The following is a 19,246-nucleotide window of genomic DNA, read 5'->3' on the forward strand; positions in this document are numbered from 1 at the left end:
CCTGACGGTCGATCACGGGGAGACGGTGTGGACGCGAGTGCCGGCGCCAGCGAGCAGCGGGGCTACAACGAGGAGGTGTCGGCCTTCGTCGAGCGGTTCGCCGCCGACCTGGTGGCCGCCGGAGTCCCCCGGATGCCCTCCCGGGTCTTCGCGTGCCTGCTCGCCGAGGATGCGGGCGCGCTCAGTGCCGCGGAACTCTCGGAGCGGCTGAGGGTCAGCCCCGCGGCGGTGTCGGGGGCCGTCCGCTACCTCGCCCAGGTGCACATGGTCAGCCGGGAGCGGGCGCCGGGCGAACGCCGGGAGATCTACCGCGTCCACGCGGACCTCTGGTACGAGGCGGTCACCAGCCGGGACCAGATGCTCAACCGCTGGGCGGCCACCCTCAAGCAGGGGGTCGAGGCGCTGGGCCCCGGTACGCCGGCGGGTCTGCGGGCCGAGGAGACGGCCGACTTCTTCAGCTTCGTGAAGCTGGAACTGGACTCGCTGATGGACCGCTGGCGGGCGCACCGGGGCGAGTGATCATCCGGGTGGCGAGGGTGCTGACGGCCACCGTCGCGCCGACCGACACGGCCAGGCCCAGCCAGGCCGTGTCGAACCACCGGTTGCCGAGGTGGCCGAGGGTCACCAGGTAGGCCGCCCACAGCAGTCCGGCCAGCGCCGACCAGCCCATCTGGCGCGGCCGCAGGGCGGGCGAGGTGCCGAGGGCGATGTCCAGCACGGTCCGCCCGGCGGGGACGAAGCGCGCGGCCAGGGCGACCCGGCCGGCGTGCCGGGCCAGGCCGCCCTGGAGCCGGGTCGTCGCCTGCCGCCACGCGGGGTGCCGGTCGAGGCGGGTGTGCAGCCAGGAGGATCCGCGCCGGGCCAGCAGGACCAGGGCGAGGTCGCCGAGGAAGGACGCGGCGGCAACCGCCAGGACCGGCAGCACCGGGGGGATGTGGTGCTGCGCGGTCCAGGCGGCCGCGGCCACCACGAGGGTGCCGCTGGGCAGCACCGGCAGGAGCGAATCGCCGAACACCGCGGCCAGTGCGAGGGCCAGGATCCACCAGGAGAGCGGAAGGGTGCCGGCGTTCATGTCGGGCTGCATGTGTATGACTCTACCGAACATTCAGAAATTTGTGAACTTACATAAATGGCCAAGGGATGATGCCGCGAGGAGCGTGCGGGCAATGGTGCCGCGGGCGGGGCGCCGTCGCCCCGCCCGCCCACCCCCTAGTACGTGTGGAAGCCCCGGCCGCTCTTGCGGCCCAGGAAACCCGCGTCGACCAGGTGCTCCAGGTGCCGGGCCGGCACCAGCGACGGCTCCCGGAACGAGGCGTGCAGACTGTTCTGGATCTGCAGCGACACGTCCAGGCCGATCGTGTCCAGCAGCGTCAGCGGGCCCATCGGATAGCCGCAGCCCGCCGTCATCACCGTGTCGATCTCCCCGGCGGCGGCCCGGCGCTCCTCCAGCAGCCGCACCGCGCTGTTCAGGTACGGGAACAGCAGGGCGTTGACGATGAACCCGGCCCGGTCGCCGATGCCGACCGGGTGCTTGCCCAGCCGCCCGCACACCTCGTGGACCGTGCCCAGCGCGTCCTCGGCCGTCAGCACCGTGCCGACCACCTCCACCAGCCGCATCACCGGAGCCGGGTTGAAGAAGTGCATGCCGAGCACGTCCTCGGGGCGCGAGGTCACCGCCGCGCACTCCACCACCGGCAGGCTCGACGTCGTCGTCGTCAGCACCGCGCCCGGACGGCACACCGCGTCCAGCCCCCGGAAGATCTCCCGCTTGACCGGGAGTTCCTCGGCGACCGCCTCCACCACCAGGTCGCAGTCGGCCACCGCCTCCAGCGAATCCGCCGGAACCAGCCGCTCCAGCGCGGCCCGGCCGTCCTCGGCGCTGATCCGGCCCCGCTTGACCCCGCGCTCCACGGAGCCCGCCACCTTGTCCAGCGCCGCCTTCGCGCGCACGTCCGTACGGGCCACCAGCCGGGTGTCGTACCCGGACCGGGCGAACACCTCGGCGATGCCCGACGCCATCGTCCCGGAACCGATCACCCCGACCCTGCGCACCGGCCGCGACGGCCGCCCGCCGCCCGCGCCGCCCGCGCCACCCGAGGCGCCCGTCGCGGCCACGGCGGCCCGCGGACCCGACGGCCCCTCGGGCCAGGTGTGGAACCCGCGGCCCGCCTTCGCGCCCAGCAGCCCCGCCGTCACCATGTGGTCCAGCAGCGGCGGCGGCAGGAACTGCGCCTGCCCCGTCTGCTCGTACAGCCCGCGCAGGGTGTCGCGCGCCGTGTCCAGACCGATCAGGTCCAGGTGGGCCAGCGGCCCCAGCGGCAGCCCGCAGCCCAGCATCATCGCCGCGTCGATGTCGTCGCGCGACGCGTAACGGCGCTCGTACATCGCGATGGCGCCGTTCAGGTACGCCATCAGCAGCCCGCCGCCCGTGAAGCCCGGCTGGTCGCTGGAGGCCACGGCCGTCCGGCCCAGCGCGGCCACCAGCTCGCCGGCGGACCGCCCCACCGACGGATCGGTCAGCGGCGTGGTCACCACCTCCACCACACCGCCGTCCGGCGCGTGGCCCACCGGGTGCAGTCCGACCGTGCGCGGCAGCCGCCCGCACGCCGCCGCCACCCGGGTCACCGACAGCGAGGTCGTCGTCGCGAACACCGCCCGCGGACCGCACAGTCCGTCGGCCCGCCGCAGCACCTCCGTCTTCAGCGCGAAGTCCTCCGGCACCGCCTCCACGACCAGTTCACTGCCCGTGATGGCCGCCAGGTCGGCCGTGTACGTGATCCGGGCCCGGGCCGCCGGATCCTCCAGCCCCGGCTCGGTGCGCTCCCGGCCGCCGGCCACGGCGTCGCCGTCCGCCTCCACGGCCACCACACGGGCTCCCGCCGAGGCGAGCGAACGGGCCAGCGCGGAGCCGACCGTACCGAGGCCGATCACCGCGACCGCGGAGAAGGGCAGGGGACCGGGAAGGGGTGCCGCGGATGCTGCCGTCATGCTGCTGAGTCCTTTCGGGGGGCGGGAGCCGCCTCCTCGTCCCAGCGGACGAGAACCGTGCCCAGGGACATGCCGCCGCCGAAACCGGCGAGCAGCAGGACGTCCCGGTCCCGGAACGCCCCGGACCGGTGCGCCTCGTCGAGGGCGAGGGGAATGGAGGCGGCGCTGGTGTTTCCGTGCTCGGCCACGGTGAGGTGCGTACGGGCGCGGGGCAGGCCCAGCCGGGGCACGGTCTCGCCCAGCATCACGCCGTTGGCCTGGTGCGGGACGAAGTGGTCGACCTCGGACGGCTCCAGACCGTGCCGGTCCAGCACCTCGCCGACCGCGCGCGGCAGTTCGGCGGCCACGAAGTCGCGCACCCCGCGCCCGTTCATCCTGAAGTGGTGCAGTCCCCCGGCGACCGTCTTCTCCGAGGCGGGCAGCCGGCTGCCGCCGGCCTCGACGTGGATCAGCTCGGCCTGGTCGCCCCGGCTCGCCAGGTGCGAGCCGAGGACCCCGTAGCCGGACCGCACCGGGCCCAGCACCACGGCGCCCGCGCCGTCACCGAACAGGACGGCCGTGCGCCGGTCCTCGCGGTCGATGATCCGCGAGTACACGTCGGCGCCGATGACCAGGGCGTGACCGCGGACCGAGCCGTCCTGCTCCGGCAGCAGCCGGGCCGCCGTCACCAGACCGAACACGAACCCGCTGCACACCGAGTTCAGGTCGAATGCGGCCGCGTTCACCGCGCCGATCCGGTGCTGGACCAGACAGGCCGTGGCCGGCTGCGGGGAATCCGGCGTGGACGTCGCCATCACGATGCACGACAGGTCGGCCGCCGAGATCCCGGCCGCGTCCAGCGCGGCCCGCGCCGCCTCGACCGCCAGGTCGGAGGTGGCCTCGGACTCGGCCGCGTACCGGCGCTCCCGGATGCCCGTCTTCCGCCAGATCCAGTCCTCGGTGACCCCCGCCCGCTGCGCGACGAGCCGATTGGAGACCGTGTCGGCAGGCAGATAAGACCCGGTTCCCAGAATTCCTATTGCTGCTGTCATGACCGGCTCCTCACCGTGGAGGTGGCAGAGAGTGCGGGAAGTGCGAGAACTGCGGGAAGTACGGGAAACGCATTCACCGCGGGGTGCTCGAATGGGACATTCAGCAATGGTTCTCGGAGCCCGTTGCGGGCGGTAACCCTTGCTCCGCCCCCTAGCCGCCCCTAGTGGCCCGGCACACCGATGACCGGGAGATGTTTTTAGCCGACCTTTAGAGCTGGAGGTCAGCGTCTCGACGGTCTGCATGGAATTCCCCCGGTCCTCGGTCCGCCCGCGCGCCCGGCGGAGCCCTGAAGACACATCAGGCAAACAGGCGAAGGGGGAGATCGTGGCTGACCCGGTGAATTCGGTACGGCAGACGACGGCGGCTCCGGAGGAGTCCGGTACACCGGGCCGTACCACCGGGCCGATCGCGGTCATCGGCATCTCCTGCCGGTTCCCGCAGGCCGACGGACCCGCCGCGTACTGGCGGCTGCTGCAGGGCGGCACGGACGCCGTCACCGACGCGCCCGAAGCGCGCCGCGACGTCGTCGCGGCAGGGGCCGGTCCGGCCGCCGCCCGGGGCGGCTACCTCGACCGCGTCGACACCTTCGACGCCCGGTTCTTCGGGATCTCCCCGCGCGAGGCCGCGGCCATGGACCCGCAGCAGCGCCTCGTCCTCGAACTCGCCTGGGAGGCCCTGGAGGACGCCGGCATCCTGCCGGGCACCCTCAAGAACAGCGGCACCGGCGTGTTCGTCGGCGCGATCTGGGACGACTACGCCGATCTCGTGCGCCGCTCCGGCGGCGCCGGAGCCGGAGCGCACACCTTCACCGGGCTCAACCGGGGCGTGATCGCCAACCGGGTCTCGTACACGCTCGGCCTGCACGGGCCCAGCCTGACCGTCGACACCGCCCAGTCATCCTCCCTCGTCGCCGTGCACCTGGCCTGCCAGGCCCTGCTCAGCGGGGAGGCCGACCTGGCCATCGCCGGCGGTGTCAACCTCCGCGTCACGCCCGCGAGTTCCGAGATCACCGCCGGATTCGGGGCCCTGTCGCCCGACGGCCGCTGCCACACCTTCGACGAGCGTGCCAACGGGTTCGTACGCGGCGAGGGCGGCGGCCTCGTCCTGCTCAAGCCCCTCGACCGGGCCCTCGCCGACGGCGACCGCGTCCACTGCGTGCTCCTCGGCAGCGCCGTCAACCACGACGGGGCCACCGACGGGCTCACCGTGCCCAGCCCCACCGCCCAGGCCGAGGTCATCCGCCGGGCCCTGGAGGCCGCGGGCACCGACCCCGCCGAGGTCCAGTACGTCGAACTGCACGGCACCGGCACCCCGGTCGGCGACCCGGTCGAGGCCGCCGCGCTCGGCACCGCGCTGGGCACCGCCCGCGACGCGGCCGACCCGCTCCCCGTCGGCTCCGCCAAGACCAACATCGGCCACCTCGAAGCCGCCGCGGGCATCGCCGGCCTCATCAAGGCGGCCCTCGCCGTCGGCCACCGAGAACTGCCCGCCAGCCTCCACCACCGCACCCCCCACCCCGCCATCGACCTCGACGCGCTGCGACTGCGGGTGCAGACCGAGGCCGGACCCTGGCCGCACCCCACCCGCCCCCTCGTCGCGGGCGTCAGCTCCTTCGGCCTCGGCGGCGCCAACTGCCACGTCGTCCTCGGCGAGGCCCCGGCGACCTCCCCCGCCCCCGCCGCCTCCCCCGCCCCGGCCGCCTCCCCCGCCCCGGCCGCGGACACCGAGCCCGCCGCGGACACCGAGCCCGGCCGCACCCTGCTCTTCCCGCTCTCCGGCCGCGGCGAGCCGGCCCTGCGCGCCCAGGCCGCCCGGCTCGGCGCGTACGCCGCCGGCCACACCGGCACGGCCGCGGACCTCGCCCACGCCCTCGCCGCCACCCGCACCGCCCACGAGGACCGGGCCGTCGTCCTCGCCGAGGACCTCGCGGGCCTCACCGCCGGACTCGACGCGCTCGCCACCGGAACCGGCTCCGCCCACCTGGTCCGCGGCCGGGCCGCATCAGGCCGCACCGCGTTCCTCTTTTCCGGACAGGGCAGCCAGCGCCCCGGCATGGGACGCGAACTGCACGCCGCGCACCCCGTGTTCGCCGCCGCCTTCGACGAGGTGTGCGCCGCCCTCGACGCCCACCTGCCCCACCCGCTGCGCGAGGTCGCCTTCGCCGCCCCGGGCACCGACGGAGCCGCCCTCCTCGACCGCACCGCCTGGACCCAGCCCGCCCTGTTCGCCTTCGAGGTCGCCCTCCACCGCCTCCTCGGCCACCTCGGCGTCCGCCCCGACTTCGTCGTCGGCCACTCCATCGGCGAACTCGCCGCCGCGCACGTCGCCGGGATCCTCTCGCTGCCCGACGCGGCCGCGCTCGTCGCCGCCCGCGGACGCCTCATGGACGCCCTCCCCGAGGACGGCGCGATGGCCGCCCTCCAGGCCGACGAGTCCGAGGTGACGCCCCTGCTCGCCGGGCGCACCGACCGGGTGTGCGTGGCGGCCGTCAACGGCCCCCGCTCCGTCGTGGTCTCCGGGGACGAGGACGCCGTCGACGCCCTCGCCGCGCACTTCGCCGCGCTGGGCCGCAAGACCAAGCGGCTGCGGGTCAGCCACGCCTTCCACTCCCCGCACATGGACGGCATGCTCGACGCCTTCGCCGCCGTCGCCGCCTCGGTCACCTACGCCCCGGCCCGCGTTCCCGTCGTCTCCAACCTGACCGGACGGATCGTCACCGACGGGGAGATCGGCACCGCCGAGTACTGGGTGCGCCACGTCCGCGAGGCCGTCCGCTTCGCCGACGGCATCCGCGCCCTCGACGCCGCCGGCGTCACCACGTACGTCGAACTCGGCCCCGACGGCGCCCTGTCCTCCGCCGGACGCGACTGCGCCGGCGAGGACGCCGCCTTCGTGCCCGTCGCCCGTACCGGCAAGCAGCCCGAGCCGCAGTCGCTCAACGCCGCCCTCGCCCGGCTGCACACCCTGGGCGCCGCCGACGGGCTCGACTGGCAGGAGCTCCTCGGCACCTCAGGCCCGGCGCCCCGCCTGGACCTGCCGACCTACGCCTTCCAGCGCCGCCGGCACTGGATCGAGGCGGCCCCGGCCGCGGAGGCCGCCACCGACCCGGCGATCGCCCCGGCCCCGGAGCGCGCCGTCACCGACCACGAGGACGAGGACGAGGACGCGGAGACCGGCTCCCGCGCCGGCGCCCTGCGCACCCGCCTCACCGCACTGCCCGCCGCCGACCGCGAGCAGGCCGTGCTCGACCTGCTCCGCGCGGACATCGCGGCCGTCCTGCGCCACGACGAACCCGGCGACATCGACCTGCGCGAGACCTTCCACGAGCTCGGCTTCGACTCCTGGACCGCCGTCGAACTGCGCGACGGCCTCACCCGCACCACCGGCCTCGCCCTGCCCAGCAGCCTGCTCTTCGACTACCCCACCCCCGTCGCCCTCGCCCGCAACCTCGCCGACCGCGCCCTCGGCGACCCGGCCGGCCCGGCCGCGACCGCCCGCCACACCGGCGGACCGGCCGACGAGCCGATCGCCGTCGTCGCCATGGCCTGCCGCTTCCCCGGCGGCACCGACTCCCCCGAGGCCCTGTGGGAGGTCCTCGCCCACGGCCGCGACGTCACCGGCCCCTTCCCCACCGACCGCGGCTGGGACCTGGAAGGCCTGTACGACCCCGAAGGCCGGCCGGGCACGCACTACGTGCGCGCGGGCGGCTTCCTCGACGGCGCCACCCTCTTCGACCCCGCCTTCTTCGGCATCTCCCCGCGCGAGGCCGCCGCCATGGACCCGCAGCAGCGCCTGCTGCTGGAGACCTCCTGGGAGGCCCTGGAGCGGGCCGGCCTCGACCCCCTCGCCCTCAAGGGCACGGACACCGGCGTGTTCATCGGCGCCACCTTCCAGGACTACGGGCCGCGCCTGCACGAGGGCACCGAGTCCACCGAGGGCTACCTGATGACCGGCAGCACGCCCAGCGTCGCCTCCGGCCGCATCGCCTACACCCTCGGCCTCGAAGGACCGGCCGTCACCGTCGACACCGCCTGCTCCTCCTCGCTGGTCGCCCTGCACCTGGCCGCGCAGTCCCTGCGCCAGGGCGAGTGCACCCTCGCCGTCGCGGGCGGCGTCACCGTCATGCCGACCCCCGGCCTCTTCGTCGAACTCACCCGCCAGCGCGCCCTGTCCGCCGACGGCCGCTGCAAGTCCTTCTCCGCCGACGCCGACGGCACCGGCTGGGCCGAGGGCGCCGGCGTCCTGCTGCTGGAGAAGCTCTCCGACGCCCGCCGCAACGGCCACCAGGTCCTCGCCGTCATCCGCGGCTCCGCCACCAACCAGGACGGCGCCAGCAACGGCCTCACCGCCCCCAACGGCCCCTCCCAGCAGCGCGTCATCCGCCAGGCCCTCGCCAACGCGGGCGTCACCGCCGACACCGTCGACGCCGTCGAGGCCCACGGCACCGGCACCCGGCTCGGCGACCCCATCGAGGCGCACGCCCTGCTCGCCACCTACGGCCAGGGCCGCGACGCGGACCGGCCGCTGTGGCTCGGCTCCCTGAAGTCCAACACCGGCCACACCCAGCAGGCCGCCGGTGTCGCGGGCGTCATCAAGATGATCCTGGCCCTGCGCCACGGCATCCTGCCCAAGACCCTGCACGCCGAGGAGCGGTCCCCGCACATCGACTGGTCCGCCGGCTCCGTCGAACTGCTCACCGACGCCCGCCCGTGGCCCGACGCCGGGGAGACGGGCCACCCGCGCCGCGCGGGCGTCTCCTCCTTCGGCATCAGCGGTACCAACGCCCACCTCATCCTCGAAGAGGCCCCGGCGACGCCCGAGCCGGACACGGAGGCCCCCGCCGCCGCCGGACCGGTGGCGTGGCTGCTGTCGGCCAAGACCGAGGACGCCCTGCGCGAGCAGGCCCGGCGGCTGCGCGCCCACGCCGCCGCACACCCCGACACTCCCGACACCGCCCTGGCGGCGGCCCTCGCCGGGCACCGCTCCGTCTTCCCCCACCGCGCGGCCGTCCTGGGCTCCTCCCGCGAGGAACTGCTGGCGGGCCTGGAGGCCCCCCTGGTGTCCGGTGTGGCGGACGCGGGCGGCAAGACGGTGTTCGTCTTCCCCGGGCAGGGGTCGCAGTGGGCGGGTATGGGTGTCGAACTCCTGGATTCCTCGCCGGTGTTCGCGGCCCGGTTCGCCGAGGTCGCGGCGGCCGTCCAGGCGCATGTGGACTGGTCGGTGGAGGGGGTGCTGCGCGGGGAGGGTGACCTGACCCGTATCGAGGTGCTCCAGCCGGTGCTGTTCGCGGTGATGGTGTCCCTCGCCGAGTTGTGGCGGGCCGCCGGAGTCCGGGCCGACGCGGTGGTGGGTCACTCGCAGGGTGAGATCGCCGCCGCCGTCGTCTCGGGTGCGCTGTCGTTGGAGGACGGCGCGAAGGTCGTGGTGCTGCGTTCGCAGCTGTTCGCGGACGAGCTGGTGGGCCGGGGCGCGGTCGCCTCGGTGTCGCTGGGCGCGGACGCGGTGCGCGAGCGGCTCGCCCCGTACGGGGACGCGCTGTCGATCGCGGGGATCAACGGTCCGGGCACGGTCACGGTGGCCGGTGAGGTGGCTCCGCTGGAGGAGCTCGTCGCCGCCCTGGAGGCCGAAGGGGTCCGGGCGAAGATCATCCCCTCCACGGTGGCCTCCCACTGCGCCCAGGTCGACCGCCTCAAGGACCGGATCCTGGACCTGCTGGGCTTCGTAGAGCCCCGGACCGGATCCGTCCCGCTGTACTCCACCGTCACGGGCGAGGTCCTGGACGGCTCCGGACTCACCGCCGCCTACTGGTACGAGAACTGCCGCCGGCCGGTGTCCTTCGAGCCGGTGGTGCGTTCCCTGCTGGCGGACGGGTTCCGGGCGTTCGTGGAGTCGAGTGCGCACCCGGTGCTGACCTACGGGCTGGTGGAGACGGCGGAGGCGGCGGGCGCGGAGATCCTGGCGACGGGCACGCTGCGGCGCGGTGAGGGCGGCCTGGCCCGCTTCACCACCTCCCTCGCCACCGCCTGGACCCACGGCGTCGACGTCGACTGGAACTCCGTCCTCACCGACTCCGGAGCCACCGCGGCCACCGAACTGCCCACCTACCCCTTCCAGCGCGCACGCCACTGGCTCGACGCCCCGGCGGCCGGCGCCGCCGACGTGTCCGCCGCGGGTCTGGCAGAGGCCGGGCACCCGCTGCTGGGCGCCTGCGTCCGGGTCGCCGACGGCGACCGGTTCCTGCTGACCGGCCGGATCTCCCTCCAGGGCCACCCCTGGCTCGCCGACCACGGCGCGCTGGACACCGTCCTGCTGCCGGGCACCGCCTTCGTCGAGCTCGCCGTCCGGGCCGGTGACGAGGCCGGCTGCGCCCACCTCGAAGAGCTCACCCTCGAAGCCCCGCTCGTGCTCGCCCCGCGCGCGGCCGTCCAGCTCCAGGCCGTCGTCGGAGCCCCCGACGGATCCGGCCGCCGCTCCGTCGCCGTCTACGCGCGGCCCGACGATGCCGACACGGACGCCGCCTGGACCCGCCACGCCAACGGCTTCCTGGCCCCCGCCCCCGCCCCCGCCGCCGACGCGGACCTCACCGCCTGGCCACCGGCCGGTGCCGAGCCCGTCGACATCGAGGGGTTCTACGAGCGGACGGCGCAGGCCGGTTACGCGTACGGGCCCGCGTTCCAGGGCCTCAAGGCCGCCTGGCGCGTCGGTGCGACGGTGTACGCGGAGGTGGCCCTGGACTCCGCCCAGCGCGAGGAGGCGGCCGGTTTCGGCCTGCACCCCGCCCTCCTCGACGCCGCCCTCCACGCCGAACAGCTCGTCCGCGCCGCCCGAGGCGAGGACTCCGGCGTCCGGCTGCCCTTCGTGTGGAGCGGCGTGTCCCTCCACGCCACCGGCGCCACCGCACTGCGCCTGCGCATGACCTCCCTCGGCACCGACACGGTGGCGCTGGACGTGGCCGACGCCGAGGGCCGCCCCGTGGCCGCCGTCGAGTCCCTCGTCCTGCGGCCCGTCGCCGCGGGAGCCCTGCGCGGCGCACACCGCGACGGACTCCACCGCGTGGAGTGGTCGGCGCTCCCCGCGGCCGACGCCGCCGCGCTCCCCGACTGGACCGAGCTGGGCGGCGCAGCCCACCCCCGCCTCGCCGACCTCACCGCCGCCCTCGACCAGGGGCTCGCCGTCCCCTCCACGGTCGTCTACTCCCGCACACCCGGCACCGGCACGGACGCCGACGCGGACGGGGCCCGGACCGCCGAAGCCGCCCGCGCGGCGACCTCCGAGGTCCTCGCCCTCGTCCGGGACTGGCTCGCCGAGGACCGGCTGGCCGCCGCCCGCCTGGTGATCGTCACCCGGGGCGCCGTCCCCGTACGCGCCGGAGAGGACGTCACCGACCTCGCGCACGCCCCGCTGTGGGGCCTGCTGCGCTCCGCCCAGACCGAGAACCAGGACCGCTTCGTCCTCGTCGACCTCGACCCGTGGGAGGGCGGCGGTACCGACACCGCCCTCGCCGCCGCACTCGCCACCGGCGAACCCCAGCTCGCCGTCCGCGACGGCTCCCTGCTCGCGCCCCGGCTGGTCCGGGCCACCGAGCCCGCGGGCCGCCGACCCCTCTGGAGCCCGGAGGGGACGGTGCTGGTCACCGGGGGTACGGGGGCGCTGGGTGCGCTGGTGGCCCGGCACCTGGTCACCGAGCACGGGGTGCGGCACCTGCTGCTGACGGGCCGTCGTGGTCCGGACGCCCCGGGTGCCGCGGAACTGGTGGCGGAGATCAGCGGGTTGGGGGCCAGGGCGGAGGTCGTGGCGTGTGACGCGGCGGACCGGGAGGCGCTGGCTTCGGTGCTGGCGGGCATTCCGGCCGACCGTCCGCTGACCGGTGTGGTGCACGCGGCCGGTGTCCTGGACGACGGTCTGGTCGCCTCGCTGACCGACGAGCGCCTCGACGCGGTGATGCGCCCCAAGGTGGACGCGGCGTGGAACCTCCACGAGCTGACCCGCGACCTCGACCTCACCGCCCTGGTGTTCTTCTCCTCCATCGCGGGCGTCTACGGCAACCCCGGCCAGGCCAACTACGCCGCCGCCAACGCCTTCATGGACGCCCTCGCCCACCGCCGGCACGCCCAGGGCCTGCCCGCCACCTCCCTCGCCTGGGGCCTGTGGGAGCAGTCCAGCGGCATGCTCGCCCACCTCAAGGACGGCGACCTCGGCTGGATGACCCGCGCCGGCATCCTCCCGCTGGCCTCCGACCACGGCATCGCCCTGCTCGACTCGGCGCTGCGCGCCCCCGGCGAACCCCTGCTGGTCCCCGTACGCCTGGACGCGGCCACCCTGCGCACCCGCGCCTCCGCCGGGCTGCTGCCCCCGCTGCTGCGCTCCCTGGTGCGCACCCCGGCCCGGCGCGCCGTCGACGCGGCCGCCCCGGAGGCCGAGGTCTCCTCGCTGGTCCGCCGCCTCGCCGCCCTCGGCGGAGCCGAGCGGGAACGCGAACTCCTCGACCTCGTACGCGGCCGGGTCGCCGCCGTGCTCGGCCACGCCGACCCGTCGGCGATCCGCCCCGACAAGGCCTTCAAGGAGCTCGGCTTCGACTCCCTGACCGCCGTCGAACTGCGCAACCAGCTCGGCGCCGCCACGGGCCTGCGGCTGCCGGCCACCATCGTCTTCGACCACCCCACGGTCAACGCGGCCGCCCGCTTCCTCCTCGCCGAACTCCTCGGCGCCCAGGACGGCACCCCGGCCGCCGGCACCGACGAGCCCGTCGCCGTCACCGCCGCCGCTTCCGACGAGCCGATCGCGATCGTCGGCATGGCCTGCCGCTACCCCGGCGGGGTCGGCTCGCCCGAGGACCTGTGGCGGCTCGTCGCCGAGGGCCGCGACGCCGTCGCCGGGTTCCCCACCGACCGCGGCTGGGACCTCGCCACCCTCTTCGACTCCGACCCGGAACGGCTCGGCACCACCTACGCCCGCGAAGGCGGATTCCTCTACGGGGCCGGGGACTTCGACCCCGTCCTCTTCGGGATCTCCCCGCGCGAGGCCCTCGCCATGGACCCGCAGCAGCGGCTCCTCCTCGAAGCCTCCTGGGAGGTCTTCGAGCGGGCCGGCCTCGACCTCGACAGCGTGCGCGGCAGCCGGACCGGCGTCTTCGCCGGATCCATGCACCACGACTACGCCTTCCGCGTCGAGGAGAACCCGCAGAAGGTCGAGGGCTACGGGCTCACCGGCACCCAGGGCAGCGTGGTCTCCGGCCGCGTCGCCTACGCCTTCGGGCTGGAGGGCCCGGCGATCACCGTCGACACGGCCTGCTCCTCCTCGCTGGTCGCCCTGCACCTGGCCGCGCAGTCGCTGCGCCAGGGCGAGTGCACGATGGCCCTGGCCGGCGGTGTCGCCGTCATGGCCACCCCCAGCGTGTTCGTCGAGTTCAGCCGCCAGCGCGGCATGGCCGCCGACGGCCGCTGCAAGTCCTTCTCCGCCGACGCCGACGGGACCGGCTGGGCGGAGGGCGTGGGCGTGCTCCTCCTGGAGAAGCTCTCCGACGCCCGCCGCAACGGACACCGGGTCCTCGCCGTCGTCCGCGGTACGGCCACCAACCAGGACGGCGCCTCCAACGGGCTGACCGCCCCCAACGGCCCCGCCCAGCAGCGCGTCATCCGCCAGGCCCTCGCCAACGCCCGGCTCGCCCCGCAGGACGTGGACGCCGTCGAGGCCCACGGCACCGGCACCACCCTGGGCGACCCGATCGAGGCCCAGGCCCTGCTCGCCGCATACGGCCAGGACCGGCCCGAGGACCGGCCGCTGTGGCTCGGCTCGCTGAAGTCGAACATCGGGCACGCGCAGGCCGCCGCCGGTGTCGCGGGCGTCATCAAGATGGTCATGGCCATGCGCGAGGGCGTCCTCCCGAAGTCCCTCCACGTCGACGAGCCCACGCCCGAGGTGCTGTGGTCCGCGGGCGCGGTGGAACTCCTCACCGAGCCCGTCGAGTGGCCGGAGACCGGCCGCCCGCGCCGGGCCGCCGTCTCCTCGTTTGGCATCAGCGGCACCAACGCCCACGTGATCATCGAGCAGGGGCCGCAGGAGCCCGCGCCCGCTCCCCCCACCGGTGAGGAGCCCGCCGGGCCGCTGCCCTGGGTGGTCTCGGCCCGCAGCGCCGGAGCGCTGCGCGGCCAGGCCGCACGGCTGCTGGACCTGGACGCCTCCCTGCCCGCCGCGGACGTCGCGGCGGCGCTGCTGACCACCCGCTCGCCGCTGGAGCACCGAGCGGTCGTCCTCGCCGGTGACAGGGACGGCTACGCGGCGGGCCTGCGCGCCCTCGCCGAGGGCGCGGGCGCGCCCGGCCTGACGCAGGGCGTCACGGGAACCGGCGAGCGGCTCGCCTTCCTGTTCTCGGGGCAGGGTGCGCAGCGTCCGGGGATGGGGCGTGAGCTGTACGGGGCCCAGCCGGTGTTCGCGGCCGCGTTCGACGAGGTGTGCGCACACTTCGACCTGCCGCTGAGGGACCTGGTGTTCGGGGGCGGGGAGGAGATCCACCACACGGAGAACACCCAGCCGGCGTTGTTCGCCGTCGAGGTGGCGCTGTACCGGCTGGCGGAGTCGTTCGGTCTGCGTCCGGACTTCGTCGCCGGGCACTCGATCGGTGAGATCGCCGCCGCACATGTCGCCGGGGTGCTGTCCCTCGCGGACGCGGCCCGCCTGGTGACGGCGCGCGGTGCGCTGATGGGCGCCCTGCCCGAAGGCGGCGCGATGGTCTCGATCCGCGCCACCGAGGACGAGGTCCGCGAACTGCTGACCGCCGATGTGGACATCGCGGCGGTCAACGGGCCCGAGTCCGTGGTGATCTCAGGCGCGGAGGAGGCCGTCCTCGCGGTGGCCGCCACACTCCGGGAGCGCGGTCGCAAGACCAAGCGGCTGACCGTCTCGCACGCCTTCCACTCCCCGCTGATGGAGCCGATGCTGGAGGCCTTCCGCGAGGTCGCGGAAACCCTCACCCACTCGGCCCCCGCCATCCCGGTCGTCTCGAACGTCACCGGCGGGCAGATCACCGAGTTCTCGGCCGCCTATTGGGTCGAGCATGTCCGTGGTGCGGTCCGGTTCGCCGACGGGGTGCGCCACCTCGCCGAGGAACAGGGTGTCGGTCACTTCCTGGAGCTGGGTCCGCAGGGCGTTCTCTCCGCCATGGCGGGGGAGTCGCTGCCGGAGGCCTTCTCCGGGCTGCTGACCCCGGTGCTGCGCAAGGACCGTCCCGAGCCCGAGGCCTTCCTCGGCGCCCTCGCCGAGGCCTGGACCCGCGGCCTTCCCGTCGACTGGAGCCCCCTCCTCGCCGGCCGCCCGGCCCGCCGGGTGGACCTCCCCACGTACGCCTTCGAACACCAGCGGTTCTGGCTCGCCCCCTCCCACACCTCCAACGGCGAGGCGGCCGGACTCGGCCTCACCTCCGCCGCCCACCCGCTGCTCGGGGCCTCGGTCGAGCTGGCCGACGGGGACGGGCTGGTCCTCACGGGCCGGCTGTCCGCCGACACCCTGCCCTGGGCCGCCGATCACGCCGTGGCCGGCACGGTCCTGCTGCCCGGCACCGCCTTCGTCGAACTCGCCCTGCGCGCGGGCGACGAGGTGGGCTGCGGCACCCTGGAGGAACTGACCCTGGAAGCCCCGCTCGCGCTCCCCGAGCGCGGCGCGGCCCGCCTCCAGGTCGCCGTGGGCTCCCCGGACGAGGAGTCCGGCTCCCGCAGCGTCGTGATCCACTCGCGGCCCGAGGGCGCCGAGGCGGCCCTGCCGTGGACCCGGCACGCCACCGGCACCCTCACCGCCGCCGCGCCCGCGCCCAGCGGTGCGGAGTTCGCCGTCTGGCCGCCCGCCGGGGCCCGTCCGGTGGACCTGGGCGGGTTCTACGAGGGCCTCGCCGAGGCCGGATACGCCTACGGGCCCGCGTTCCAGGGCCTGAAGGCCGCCTGGCGGACGGGCGAGGAGGTCTACGCCGAGGTCGTCCTCGACCCGGCCCGGCAGGAGGAGGCCGCCGGCTTCGGCCTGCACCCGGCCCTGCTCGACGCCTCCCTGCACGGCATGCTGCTCGACGTCGCGTCCGGCGCCGACACCGGCCTGCGGCTGCCCTTCGCCTGGAGCGGGGTCACCGTGCACGCCGAGGGCGCCTCCGCCGTACGGGTCCGGCTGGTGCCCGCCGGCGCCGACGCCGTGGCGGTCACCGTCGTGGACCCGGCCGGACTGCCGGTCGCGACCATCGACTCCCTCACCCTGCTGCCCGTCTCCCACGACCAGCTGCACCGGGCGCGGACGGCCGACCAGGACGCCCTGTACCGGGTCGACTGGACCACGGCCACCGCCGCAGACGCGCCGCAGCTGAACTGGGCGGTGCTCGGCGCGCCCGCCGACCCGGACGACGAGGGCATGCCGGCCCACCGGGACCTCGACGCGCTGGCCGCCGCCGTGGCGGGCGGCGCCCCCGCCCCCGACGCGGTGCTGCTGCCGGTCCCCCGGACGCGTACCGCCGTACGGGCGGACGGGGTACGGGAGGCCACCGCGAGCCTGCTGCGCACGCTCCAGCACTGGTTCGCCGAGCCCGCGTTCGGCGCGTCCCGCCTGGTGGTGGCGACGCGCGGCGCGGTCGCGGCCCGCCCCGGCGAGGACGTCACCGACCTGACCCACGCCGGGCTGTGGGGCCTGGTGCGCTCCGCACAGGCGGAGAACCCCGGCCGGCTCGTGCTGATCGACACCGACACCTCCGTCGAGGAGGCCCCGGTGATCCCGGCCGTCGCCACCGGCGAGAGCCAGATCGCCGTCCGCGATGGCGAGTTCCTCGTCCCGCGCCTGGCCCGGGCCGACGCGGCGGCCCTGCTCGCCCCGCCGCGCGACGTCCCGCACTGGAGGCTCGACACCACCGGCGGCGGCACCCTGGAGAGCCTGGCCCTGGTGCCGTTCCCGGAGGCGGCCGAGCCGCTCGCCGCCGGGCAGGTGCGGATCGCCGTCCGTGCCGCAGGCCTGAACTTCCGTGACGTCCTGATGGCGCTCGGCATGTACCCGGACAAGATCGTCCTGGGCAGCGAGGCCTCCGGCGTCGTCATCGAGACCGGCCCCGGCGTCACCCACCTCGCCCCCGGCGACCGGGTGATGGGCATGGTCCCGCACGCCTTCGGCGAGGTCGCCGTCGCCGACGCGCGCACCGTGGCGCGGATGCCCGCGGGCTGGTCCTTCGAGCAGGCCGCCTCCGTGCCCGCGGTGTTCCTGACCGCCTACTACGGGCTCGTCGACCTGGCCGGGCTGAAGGCCGGGGAACGGATCCTCGTGCACTCGGCGGCCGGCGGCGTCGGCATGGCCGCCGTCCAGCTCGCCCGCCACCTCGGTGCCGAGGTGTTCGGCACGGCCAGCGAGGGCAAGTGGGACGTGCTGCGCCGGCAGGTCAGGCTGGAGGGCGCCCACTACGGTTCCTCCCGCTCGACCTCCTTCGAGCAGCGGTTCACGCACGCCACCGGCGGCCGCGGCATGGACGTGGTCCTGGACTGCCTGGCCGGGGAACTGGTCGACGCGTCGCTGCGGCTGCTGCCGCGCGGCGGCCGGTTCATCGAGATGGGCAAGACCGACATCCGCGATCCGCAGGACGTGGCCCGCGCCCACCCGGGCGTCCGCTACCAGGCCTTCGACCTGATGGAGGCCGGTCCCGAGCGCATCGGCGAGATGCTCACCGCACTCGCCCGGCTCTTCGAGGCGGGCGTGCTGCGGCCGCTGCCGGTGCGCACGTGGGACATCCGGAAGGCCTCGGAGGCGTTCCGGTTCATGAGCCAGGCCAAGCACACGGGCAAGATCGTCCTGACGGTCCCGCAGGGCTGGGACCCGGCCGGGACGGTCCTGATCACGGGCGGTACGGGCACTTTGGGCGCCCTCGTCGCCAAGCACCTGGTCACCGAGCACGGCGTACGCCACCTGCTGCTGGCCGGCCGGCGCGGTCCGGATGCCGCCGGGGCGGCCGAACTGGTGGCGGAGATAGCGGAGCTGGGCGGTTCGGCCGAGGTCGTGGCGTGCGACGCCGCCGACCGCGACGCGCTCGCCGCACTCCTCGCCGCCATCCCCGCCGGCCGGCCGCTGCGCGCGGTCGTCCACACCGCCGGGGTCGTCGACGACGGGGTGCTGGACGCGCTGACCCCGCAGCGGCTGGCAGCCGTCCTGCGGCCCAAGGTCGACGCCGCCGTCAACCTGCACGAGCTCACCCGCGACCTGGACCTGACCGCCTTCGTCCTCTACTCGTCGGCGGCCGGTGTCCTGGGGAACGCGGGCCAGGCCAACTACGCGGCGGGCAACTCCTTCCTGGACGCCCTCGCCCAGCACCGGCGGGCCCACGGACGGCCGGGCGTCTCCCTCGCCTGGGGCCACTGGGCCGAATCCAGCGGCATGACCGCCGGACTCGACACCACCGACCTGGCCCGCCTCGGCCGGTCCGGATTCCTGCCCATGACCAACGAGCAGGGGCTGGCCCTCCTCGACGACTCCCTCGTCCAGGACGAGGCGCTCCTCGCCCCCGTCCGGCTGGACCTGGCCGGCCTGCGCGGCCAGGCCCGCGACGGCTCCCTGCCCGACGTGCTCAAGGGCCTCGTACGGGCCCCGGCACGCCGGGTCGCGGGACCGGCCGCCGCAGCGGACGGGGCCGAGCCCCTGGCCCGGCGGCTCGCCGCCCAGCCGGAGTCCGAGCGGGAGCACCTCCTGCTGGAGCTGGTGCGGACCAACGTCGCCACCGTCCTCGGACACGGGGCGCCCGGCGCCGTCGGCGCGGACCGCACCTTCAAGGAACTCGGCTTCGACTCGCTGACCGCCGTCGAGTTCCGCAACCGGCTGGGAGCGGCGACCGGACTGCGGCTGCCCCCCACGCTGATCTTCGACTACCCGACGGCCAGCACGCTCGCCAAGCACCTGCTGAACGAGCTGGTGCCCGCGGAGGCCGCCGCCCCCGGCGCCGACCTCCTCGCCGAACTCGGCCGCTTCGAAGTGGCCGTGCTCGCCGCCGACCCGGACGCACCCGGACACGACGAGGTGACGGGCCGCATCGAGGAACTCCTGCAGCGCTGGAAGGCGGCGACCGCCGCCTCCGCGCCGACGGCCCCCGCCGGCGGGGAGGACGTGGCGGACCGGCTCTCGTCGGCCTCGGCCGACGAGGTACTCGACTTCATCCAGAACGAGCTCGGGGTCTCCTGATCCCCGGCGACCGCGAGAACAGGGAAGGACACGCCGCGATGGCGAACGA

Annotated in this window: 5 protein-coding genes; 2 read left to right on the forward strand and 3 right to left on the reverse strand. The window is 75.4% G+C overall.

The window, feature by feature from the left end:
* The first annotated feature begins 27 nt into the window (after positions 1-27).
* Positions 28-519 (forward strand): GbsR/MarR family transcriptional regulator, encoded by a 492-nt coding sequence (locus ACZ5D2_RS22010; protein WP_331733169.1) that lies wholly within the window; start codon positions 28-30, stop codon positions 517-519.
* On the opposite strand, the gene ACZ5D2_RS22015 is transcribed toward ACZ5D2_RS22010, so the two are convergent.
* The 3 genes from ACZ5D2_RS22015 to ACZ5D2_RS22025 all read right to left on the reverse strand — a co-directional run bounded on the left by ACZ5D2_RS22015 (position 455) and on the right by ACZ5D2_RS22025 (position 4,019).
* Positions 455-1,084 (reverse strand): DedA family protein, encoded by a 630-nt coding sequence (locus ACZ5D2_RS22015; protein WP_371681545.1) that lies wholly within the window; start codon positions 1,082-1,084, stop codon positions 455-457. The two genes, ACZ5D2_RS22010 and ACZ5D2_RS22015, sit on opposite strands and share 65 nt — an antisense overlap.
* A gap of 125 nt (positions 1,085-1,209) precedes the next feature.
* A complete protein-coding gene (locus ACZ5D2_RS22020; protein ID WP_468931277.1) occupies positions 1,210-2,988 on the reverse strand; it encodes a 3-hydroxyacyl-CoA dehydrogenase family protein in 1,779 nt (592 codons plus the stop codon).
* Positions 2,985-4,019, reverse strand: coding sequence for a 3-oxoacyl-ACP synthase III family protein (locus ACZ5D2_RS22025; protein ID WP_468931280.1), 1,035 nt, complete (start codon positions 4,017-4,019; stop codon positions 2,985-2,987). Before ACZ5D2_RS22025 ends, ACZ5D2_RS22020 begins: the two co-directional genes overlap by 4 nt.
* Before the next feature lie 325 nt (positions 4,020-4,344).
* Here ACZ5D2_RS22025 and ACZ5D2_RS22030 point away from each other — a divergent pair, with 325 nt between their 5' ends.
* Positions 4,345-19,197 (forward strand): SDR family NAD(P)-dependent oxidoreductase, encoded by a 14,853-nt coding sequence (locus ACZ5D2_RS22030; protein WP_468931283.1) that lies wholly within the window; start codon positions 4,345-4,347, stop codon positions 19,195-19,197.
* Positions 19,198-19,246: the final 49 nt, after the last annotated feature.

The sequence above is a fragment of the Streptomyces sp. NPDC031479 genome (genome assembly GCF_055581065.1).

What these genes read in the sequence shown, in the direction of transcription:
- ACZ5D2_RS22015 (WP_371681545.1), bottom strand. Translation starts at nt 1,084, where the DNA reads ATGCAGCCCGACATGAACGCCGGCACCCTTCCGCTCTCCTGGTGGATC.
- ACZ5D2_RS22025 (WP_468931280.1), bottom strand. Translation starts at nt 4,019, where the DNA reads ATGACAGCAGCAATAGGAATTCTGGGAACCGGGTCTTATCTGCCTGCC.
- ACZ5D2_RS22020 (WP_468931277.1), bottom strand. Translation starts at nt 2,988, where the DNA reads ATGACGGCAGCATCCGCGGCACCCCTTCCCGGTCCCCTGCCCTTCTCC.